This window comes from Microbacterium sp., from assembly GCF_031988965.1.
In the GTDB taxonomy this organism is placed as follows: Bacteria; Actinomycetota; Actinomycetes; order Actinomycetales; family Microbacteriaceae; genus Microbacterium.
In genome coordinates this window covers 1-8,912 of record NZ_DALZXX010000119.1, presented here as the reverse complement: position 1 = coordinate 8,912, position 8,912 = coordinate 1, and the positions used below count along the sequence as shown (strand labels likewise).

At 69.0% G+C, this 8,912-nt stretch carries 9 protein-coding genes; 6 read left to right on the top strand and 3 right to left on the bottom strand.

The window, feature by feature from the left end; genetic code table 11:
- Positions 1 to 326: 326 nt before the first annotated feature.
- A complete protein-coding gene (locus RTM68_RS14855; protein WP_312172336.1) occupies positions 327 to 782 on the bottom strand; it encodes an SRPBCC family protein in 456 nt (151 codons plus the stop codon).
- A 131-nt stretch (positions 783 to 913) separates the two neighbouring features.
- Here RTM68_RS14855 and RTM68_RS14850 point away from each other — a divergent pair, with 131 nt between their 5' ends.
- Positions 914 to 1,948 carry an FUSC family protein gene (locus tag RTM68_RS14850; RefSeq protein ID WP_312172333.1) on the top strand — a complete coding sequence of 345 codons (1,035 nt, stop codon included), beginning with the start codon at positions 914 to 916 and terminating at the stop codon, positions 1,946 to 1,948.
- A 119-nt stretch (positions 1,949 to 2,067) separates the two neighbouring features.
- Here RTM68_RS14850 and RTM68_RS14845 read toward each other — a convergent pair whose 3' ends face one another.
- A complete protein-coding gene (locus RTM68_RS14845; RefSeq protein WP_312172332.1) occupies positions 2,068 to 2,235 on the bottom strand; it encodes a hypothetical protein in 168 nt (55 codons plus the stop codon).
- Between the two features lie 105 nt (positions 2,236 to 2,340).
- Between RTM68_RS14845 and RTM68_RS14840 the strand changes: the two genes are divergently transcribed.
- The 3 genes from RTM68_RS14840 (at position 2,341) to RTM68_RS14830 (ending at position 6,419) form a co-directional block, all read left to right on the top strand.
- Entirely contained in the window at positions 2,341 to 3,009 is a 669-nt protein-coding gene (locus RTM68_RS14840; protein ID WP_312172330.1) for a DNA alkylation repair protein, read from the top strand.
- 46 nt (positions 3,010 to 3,055) lie between these two features.
- Positions 3,056 to 3,769: a purine-nucleoside phosphorylase gene (gene deoD, locus RTM68_RS14835; RefSeq protein WP_312172329.1), complete on the top strand. Its 714-nt coding sequence runs from the start codon at positions 3,056 to 3,058 to the stop codon at positions 3,767 to 3,769.
- A 136-nt stretch (positions 3,770 to 3,905) separates the two neighbouring features.
- Complete coding sequence (locus RTM68_RS14830) at positions 3,906 to 6,419, top strand: DUF3516 domain-containing protein (protein ID WP_312172327.1); 2,514 nt, start codon at positions 3,906 to 3,908, stop codon at positions 6,417 to 6,419.
- 39 nt (positions 6,420 to 6,458) lie between these two features.
- Here the strand turns inward: RTM68_RS14830 and RTM68_RS14825 are convergent, their stop codons facing one another.
- A complete protein-coding gene (locus tag RTM68_RS14825) occupies positions 6,459 to 7,061 on the bottom strand; it encodes a M15 family metallopeptidase (protein ID WP_312172324.1) in 603 nt (200 codons plus the stop codon).
- 102 nt (positions 7,062 to 7,163) lie between these two features.
- On the opposite strand from RTM68_RS14825, the gene RTM68_RS14820 reads away from it, so the two are divergent.
- Complete coding sequence (locus RTM68_RS14820) at positions 7,164 to 7,877, top strand: response regulator transcription factor (RefSeq protein ID WP_312172321.1); 714 nt, start codon at positions 7,164 to 7,166, stop codon at positions 7,875 to 7,877.
- A 28-nt stretch (positions 7,878 to 7,905) separates the two neighbouring features.
- Positions 7,906 to 8,912: HAMP domain-containing sensor histidine kinase (locus RTM68_RS14815; protein WP_312172339.1), on the top strand; the 1,007-nt coding region annotated here is incomplete at its 3' end.

Sequence of the window (8,912 nt, the reverse complement as noted above, 5' to 3'; positions counted from 1 at the left end):
TCCGCCGTCCGAGCCGGCGGATCGGCCCCGCGGCCCGCGGGACGATCTGATCGGCGTGCTCCTCGAGGAAGAACCGGCGATCGGCGGCCTGCCGGATCTGCTCCTGGTCGTGCTCGCTCACCGTGTAGGCGAGGTAGGGGTGTTCGTACATGACATCTCCTCTGTCGGGATGTCTCCACACTCCGCTCTGAGGTGCCCTAGGAACATCGGGCGGATGCCCTATCTTCGTGCGCCCGACGCCCTATTCGCGCGTTCGCCCCGCACACGGAACGAGGCCCGAACGGCGACGGGGACGACCGCCGTTCGGACCTCTCGCCTGACGAGTGTCAGGCCTTCACGTCACCGCGCCAGGCACCGGTCTCGGCGCCGTGCTTCTCGATGAACTCCTTGAAGTTCTTCAGATCCTTCTTGACCGCGTGCGATCCCGCCCCCACGAGTGCGCCGACCTTCTCGAGCAGGCCCTCGGGCTCCCAGTCGATCTGCACGGTCACACGGGTCGTGAGGTCTTCGATCTTGTGGAAGGTCACGACTCCCGCGTGCTCGGTGTCGCCGCCCAGGCTGTTCCAGGCGATGCGCTCGTCGGGGTGCTGCTCGGTGATCTCGGCGTCGAACTCGCGCGTCGCGCCGCCGACCTTCACGGTCCATCTGTTGTGCGTGTCGTCGATCTGGACGATCGACTCGACCTCGTCGAGGAACTGGGGGAAGCTCTCGAACTGGGTCCACTGGTTGTAGGCGACGTCGATGGGAACGTGGACGTCGATGGTCTCGATGATCTGCACCATAGGATGCTCCTCACTGCTCGTCGTTCGTGTCATCCCATTCAGCGCCCGCTCGAGAACGTTGGCGACGGGGTTGACTTCTCGGTCGAACAGGGGCGCTTCCCGGGGAGCGTCACCCGAGTAGCGTTGACGACATGCGCATCCACGCCGCGATCCGCTCCTCGAAGCGCTCCTCCCTGCTGCAGGTGGTGAAGTCCGCCGCCGCCACGATCGCCGCGTGGCTGCTCGCGGGCTGGGTCGTGCCGGGACAGCTGCCGGTGTTCGCCGCGATCGCCGCACTGCTCGTGGTGCAGCCGAGCGTCAACCAGTCGCTGTCGAAGGCGCTCGAGCGCAGCATCGGCGTGATCGTCGGCGTCGTGATCGCCGTCCTGCTCGGTCTGCTGCTCGGATCGCCGAGCTGGATCGTGCTGCTCGCGATCGTCGTCGCGATGCTCGTCGCCTGGGCGCTCCGGGCGACGCCCGGCACCGGCAACCAGGTCGCGATCTCGGCGATGCTCGTGCTCGCGCTCGGATCGACGCCCGACTACGCGCTCGCCCGCATCGTCGAGACCCTGATCGGCGTGGCGATCGGCATCGTCGTGAATGCACTGATCGTGCCGCCGGTGCTCGTCGCTCCGGCCCGCCGCGACCTCGGCCTGCTCGGCAAGGAGCTCGCCGCGAGCCTCGACCGGCTGGCCGATGCCCTGCCCGAACCGCAGACCCCGGCCAGGCTGCAGGAGATGATGCTCGAGGCGCGGCTGCTGCGGCCGATGAAGGATGCGGCCGAGGCGGCGATCGAGGCCGGTGAGGAGTCGCTCACCCTGAACCCGCGACGGTCGACGCATCGCGACGAGCTGGTCGAGATGCGCGCGCTGCTCGAACGCCTCTCGCCGATCGTCACGCAGACGATCGGCATGACCCGGGCCTACTTCGACCACTACGACGATTCGATCGGCCAGGAGCCGGCGGTCGCCGCCATCGCCGAGCAGCTGCGCCGCGCCGGACACGACGTGCGGCTGGCCGTGCAGATCGCCGACGTGGCGCCCGAGCCCGACACCCTGACCTCGGCGATCCCCGCGCTCACGGCACCGCTCGTGATCAGGCCGCCGGCATCGACGCACTGGATCCTGATCGGATCGCTCATGGAAGACCTGCGGCGCATCCGCGGCGAGCTCGTCGACGAGGACTGAGCGAGGGTCCCCCGACCCGCGCGTTCACAACTCAGCATCAGTGACCGACGTCGGCCCTCTGCGCGGCCGATCGACGGTGCTGCTGTGCCTTCATGCTGAGTTGCGAACGGATCGCGGCGTCAGCCTTCGTCCGGGGAGTCGGCGAGCACGTCACCGTCGTCGTCGGAGGCGGGCGCGGAGGGGACGACCGTGGGCGGCTCGCCCTTGTTGTCCTCGGATCCGAGGTTGTCGTTCTCGTCGGGTCCGGGCGACTGCTCGGTACTGATGTCGTTGCTGTCGGTGCTCATGCGCGTTCCTCTCGTCGGTCTTCGGACTGCGTGGGGCCCGACGTTACGACTGTCCGCGCGAACAAACCCGGGCCTTGACAAGCCGCCGAGGCCTACCCTGGTCACATGTCTGACATGACCGTCGCCGACGCGCTGGCCGAGCTCGCCGCGATCGAGGATCCGAAGATGCGCGCCGCGAACGAGAAGCGCGGCGACGACCACGGCATGAACCTCAGCCGGCTGCGCGGGGTGGCCAAGAGCATCAGGACCGACCAGCGCCTCGCGAAGGAGCTGTGGGCGACCGGCGACACCGGCGCTCGGCTGCTCGCCCTGCTGATCTGCACGCCGACGCAGTTCACCGCCGACGAGCTCGATGCGATGCTGCGCGAGACCCGACCGCCGAAGGTCAACGACTGGTTCGTGAACTACGTCGCCAAGAAGTCGCCGCTCGCCGAGGAACTGCGTCTGCGCTGGTTCGACGACGCCGACCCGACGGTCGCCGCCGCAGCATGGTCGCTCACGACCGTGCGAGTGGTGAAGGACCCGGACGGCCTCGACCTCGATCACCTGCTCGACCTGATCGAATGCGATCTGAAGGATGCCCCGAAGCGCCTGCAGTGGTCGATGAACGAGACCCTCGCGAACATCGGAATCTTCCACCCCGAGCTGCGGGCCAGGGCGCTCGAGATCGGCGAGCGCCTGCAGGTGCTGGCCGACTACCCGACCGCGCCCGGCTGCACCTCGCCCTTCGCGCCCGCGTGGATCGGCGAGATCGTGCGGCGGCGCGAGGGCTGAGCATCTTCATCGGTTCGCTCATCGGTTCGCCTCGTACGCTGAGGGCATGAGCACGCACATCGCCGCAGAGCCCGGCCAGATCGCCCCCATCGTCCTGTTCCCCGGCGATCCGCTGCGGGCGAAGTGGATCGCCGAGACCTTCCTCGAGGGTGCCGAGCTGTACTCCGAGACCCGCGGGATGCTGGGCTACACCGGCACGTGGGAGGGCCACCGCGTCTCGGTGCAGGGCTCGGGCATGGGCCAGCCGTCGATGGCGATCTACGCGAACGAGCTGTTCGAGGAGTACGGCGTGCAGACCATCGTGCGGGTCGGATCGTGCGGTGCGCTGACCGAGAAGCTGAAGGTGCGCGACATCATCATCGCCAACGGGGCCTGCACGGATTCCGGCATCAACCGCGTGCGCTTCCACGGTCTCGACTACGCGCCCGTCGCGGACTTCGGCCTGCTGCGTGCGGCGGTCGAAGCGAGCGAGGCGGAGCCCCTGGACTCGGCCGTGCACGTGGGGCTGCTCTTCTCGAGCGACCAGTTCTACAGCACTCGCCCCGAGCTCACCGCGCCCTTCGTGAAGCACGGCGTGCTCGGCGTCGAGATGGAGGCAGCGGGCCTGTACACCCTCGCCGCGTACTACGAGCGCCGGGCGCTGGCCATCTGCACCGTGTCGGATCACATCGTCACGGGCGAGGAGACCACCGCGCAGGAGCGTGAGCAGACGTTCGGCGACATGATCCGCATCGCGCTGCGCGCCGCGACCTCGGTGTGAGCCGTCAGCCGACTGCCCACTCGCGGCGCGAAGGACATCTCTCGCAGCGAAGGACCGATGCCGGCATCGGCTCCTTCTCGACGCGAGATCTCCTTCGCAGGATGCGGTGGCGTGGAGGTGGGATGATCGACAGACCATGCCTGCGATCCTCGACCCGACCACGCTGACCGACGGATCTGATGCGGATGCCGTGTACACGGCGTTCGTCGAGTGGGCCGAGTCGACCGGTATCAGCCTGTACCCCGCTCAGGACGAGGCGGTCATCGAGATCGTCTCGGGCAACAACCTGATCCTCTCGACGCCCACCGGCACCGGCAAATCGCTCGCCGCTGTCGGCGCGCACTTCGCCGCACTCGTCGAGGGGCGCCGCTCGTACTACACGGCCCCGATCAAGGCCCTGGTGAGCGAGAAGTTCTTCGCGCTCGTCGACGTGTTCGGAGCGTCGAACGTCGGCATGATCACCGGCGACTCGTCGGTCAACCCCGATGCGCCGATCATCTGCTGCACGGCCGAGATCCTCGCCAACCTCGCACTGCGCCAGGGCACGGACGCCGCCGTGCACCAGGTCGTGATGGACGAGTTCCATTTCTACGCCGACCCCGACCGCGGGTGGGCATGGCAGGTCCCGCTGCTCGAACTTCCTCAGGCGCAGTTCATCCTCATGTCGGCGACCCTCGGCGACGTGTCACAGCTGTCGAGCGACCTGACCCGCAGGACCGGCCGCGACACGGCATCCGTCACGGGCGTCGAGCGCCCGGTGCCGCTGCACTACTTCTACGAGACGACGCCGATCCACGAGACGATCGACGACCTTCTCGCCACCGGCCAGTCGCCGGTCTACGTCGTGCACTTCTCGCAGGCGGCGGCGATGGAGCGAGCACAGGCCCTGTCGAGCACCAAGGTCGCCACGCGTGAGCAGCGTGACGAGATCGCGGCGCTGATCGGCGGGTTCCGCTTCACCACCGCCTTCGGCAAGACCCTCTCGCGGTTCCTGCGCGCGGGCATCGGCGTCCACCACGCCGGGATGCTGCCGAAGTACCGCCGCCTCGTCGAACAGCTCGCGCAGCGCGGCCTGCTGCGCGTGATCTGCGGCACGGACACTCTCGGTGTCGGCATCAACGTGCCGATCCGCACGGTGCTGCTGACGGCCCTGACGAAGTTCGACGGCACGCGGATGCGGCAGCTCAGCGCGCGCGAGTTCCACCAGATCGCCGGGCGAGCCGGACGCGCCGGCTTCGACACCGCCGGAACGGTCGTCGCTCAGGCGCCGGAGCACGAGAGCGAGAACGTGGCCGCGATCAAGAAGGCCGGCGACGATCCGAAGAAGAAGCGCAAGATCGTCCGCAAGAAGGCGCCGGACGGCTTCGTGTCGTGGGGCGAGCCGTCGTTCCGCAAGCTGATCGACGCCGAACCCGAGACCCTGACCTCGCACATGCAGATCACGAGCGCCATGATGCTGAACGTGATCGGCCGCGGCGGCGACGTCTTCGGGAATATGCGCGCGCTGGTATACGACAACCACGAGCCGCGGAAGAGACAGCGAGAGCTCGCGCTGCGCGCCATCGGCATCTACCGGACGCTGCTCGAATCGGGCGTCGTCGAGCAGACCGATGACGGCGAGATCCGTCTCACGGTCGACCTGCAGCCGAACTTCGCCCTGAACCAGCCGCTGTCGCCGTTCGCCCTCGCGGCGTTCGAACTGCTCGACCCGGATCCCTCGGCCGGCACGGGCACGGGATCGTACGCGCTCGACATGATCTCGATCGTGGAGTCGACGCTCGACGACCCGCGGGCGATCCTCGGACAGCAGGAGTTCCAGGCGCGTGGTGAGGCGGTCGCCGTCATGAAGCGCGAGGGCATCGAGTACGACGAGCGCATGGAGCTGCTCGAAGAGGTCACGTACCCAAAGCCCCTCGACGAGCTGCTGAGCGCCGCGTTCGAGACGTTCAGTGCGGCCCAGCCGTGGATCCGCGACTTCGAACTGCATCCGAAGTCCGTCGTGCGCGACATGTACGAGCGGGCCATGTCGTTCGGGGAATATGTCGCCTTCTACAAGATCGCGCGCTCCGAAGGAGTCGTGCTCCGCTATCTGTCGGACGCGTATCGAGCGGCCTCGCAGACGATCCCCGAGGAGCTCAAGGACGAAGACCTGCGCGACCTCATCGAATGGCTCGGCGAACTCGTGCGCCAGGTCGACTCGAGCCTGCTCGACGAGTGGGAGGAACTCGTGAACGGGGTGCTGCAGGATCCCGACGAGGAGCCGATCGTCCCGCCGGCGCCCAAGCGCCTGACCTCGAACGTCCGGGCGTTCCGCACCCTCGTGCGCAACGAGCTGTTCCGCCGGGTGCAGCTCGCGGCGCGCGAGGACGTCGCGTCCCTCGCCGAGCTCGACCCCTCCTTCGGCGCGGATGCCTGGTCGGACGCGCTCGACGGCTACTTCGCCGATCACGACGAGATCCTCACCGGGGCGAACGCCCGCAGCTCTCAGCTGCTGCTCCTCACCGAGGGGACGACAGAGTGGACCGTCCGCCAGATCCTCGACGATCCGGCCGGCGATCACGACTGGGGCATCTCGGCCACGGTCGACCTCGCCGCCTCCGACGAGGAGGGCGCGGCGGTCGTCACCGTGACGGGCGTCGACCGGCTCTGACGCGCTGCTCCCCGTCGCGCTCGGCTCGTGCAGCCGACCTCACCGCTGGGTCCTCGGGTCGGTCGTCGGGTTGTCGTACATGACCGGGCAGCCGTTCGCGGCGGCCGCCGGCCGCAGTTCGAAGTGCCAGCGCTCGTTCGCGTAGATCTGGCAGAGCCCGAATTCGGCGCCGCGCTGCGCGAGCCAGTCCTGCGCCGTCAGCGGCCCGAGGTCGACGGCATCGCCGGAGACGTGCTCGGAGTTCTCCGGAGTCGCGACCCAGCGCGCGGCCTCCTCGGCGGAGCCGTACTGCTCCACCGCCTCCTGCTGCAGAACCTGCTGGTACGACACCGATCGCCACCCGCTGTTGACGTGCATCGGCACGCCGTCCTCCGCGGCGGCGTCCGCGGCCGCGCGCACGGCCGCCAGCAGATCGGAGTCAAGGTTCGAGACCGCGGGCACGTCGTCGTACACCGACACGGCGCCTTCCGCGCGGATGATCCCGTCGCCCCCGCCGAGCGCTTCGCGCGTCACGGGCGGCGAGGCCGCCGCATCCGCCTGCTGCCCGAGCAGCACGAGGGATCCGACGATGAGCCCCATGAGCATCAGGACGGCGACGGCCGCGACGACGCCGGGACGAGTGAAGGCAGTGCGTGAGTTCATGTCCTCAGTCAAGGAGGGCGGCTGTTGCGACGGCGTATGCGCTTTTGCATATGCTCCCGATATGTGCGGATGCGTAAGCTCTGAGCACATGGGAGTCCTGCCGTGCGCGTGCTGATCGTCGAGGACGAGCCGTATCTCGCCGAGGCCGTGCGAGACGGACTGCGGCTCGAGGCGATCGCGGCCGACATCGCGGGCGACGGCGACACGGCTCTCGAGCTGCTCAGCATCAACTCCTACGATCTGGCAGTGCTCGACCGCGACATCCCCGGCCCCTCCGGCGATGACGTGGCGCGATCGATCGTGGCGTCGGGCAGCGGCATCCCGATCCTCATGCTCACGGCCGCCGATCGGCTCGACGACAAGGCGAGCGGGTTCGAGATCGGGGCCGACGACTACCTCACCAAGCCGTTCGAGCTGCGAGAGCTGGTGCTGCGCCTGCGAGCGCTCGACCGCCGACGACAGCGCGCCCGCCCGCCGGTGCTCGAGGTGGCGGGTCTGCGGCTCGATCCGTTCCGCCGCGAGGTCTACCGGGACGGCCGGTACGTCGCACTCACCCGCAAGCAGTTCGCGGTGCTCGAGGTTCTGGTCGATGCGGACGGCGGTGTCGTGAGCGCCGAGCAGCTGCTCGAGCGCGCGTGGGACGAGAACGCGGACCCCTTCACGAACGCCGTGCGCATCACGGTCTCGTCGCTGCGCAAGCGGCTCGGCGAGCCGTGGCTGATCCTCACGGTGCCCGGTGTCGGGTACCGGATCGGAGCGGATGCGGATGCCGATGGCGGAGCGGATGCCGACGCCGAAGCGGATGCCGATGGCTGACCCGATTCGCACACCCCGGCGACGCGGCATGAGCGCCCGATGGAAGCTCACGCTGAGCTACGCCGCCGTGGTCGTCGTGACCGGCGTCGGGCTGCTCGTCGCGGTCGCCCTCTATCTGCTGCGCTACGTGCCCGATGTGCAGATCCACACCGATAGCGGCCTGTTCGTGCCGAATCGGTCGGACCTCATCCGGGCGTTCATCCCGGCCGCGGTCGTGGCGATGATCGTGCTGCTCGCGCTCGGACTGGCCGGTGGATGGATCATCGCCGGACGGATGCTGGCCCCGCTCGACCGCATCGGCCGCGCCGCGCAGCTCGCGGCTCGGGGATCGCTGTCGCACCGCGTGGCCCTCACGGGTCCGCGCGATGAGTTCCGCGACCTGGCCGACGTGTTCGACTCGATGCTCGAACAGCTCGAGGCGCACATCGCCGAGCAGCAGCGGTTCGCCGCCAACGCCTCGCACGAGCTGCGCACCCCTCTCGCGATCTCGCAGGCCATGCTCGACGTCGCCCGCACCGACCCCGATCGCGACGTCGACGCGCTGATCGGCCGGCTGCACGAGGTCAACGCGCGGGCGATCGAGCTGACCGAGGCGCTGCTCATGCTCAGTCGTGCCGACCGCCGGGCCTTCACGAAGTCGCCGGTCGATCTCTCGCTGCTGGCAGAGGAGTCCGCCGAGACGCTGCTGCCCCTGGCCGAGCGTCGGGGCGTCACGATCGACGTCGGCGGAAGCGCGGCCGTGGTGCTCGGGTCGTCGGCGCTTCTGCAGCAGCTGATCACGAACCTCGTGCACAACGCGATCGTGCACAACAGCCCCGAGGGCGGCTCCGTGGTCGTGCGCAGCCACGTGCGGCCCGAGGCCATCGCACTCGTCGTCGAGAACACCGGGAGCGTGCTGCCGCCCGACCGGGTCGCCGTGCTCGCAGAGCCCTTCCAGCGCGGCGCCGAGCGCACGCGCGGCGAGGACGATCACGTGGGGGTCGGCCTGGGCCTGGCGATCGTGGCCGCGATCGTCAGCGCGCACCGCGGCAGCAT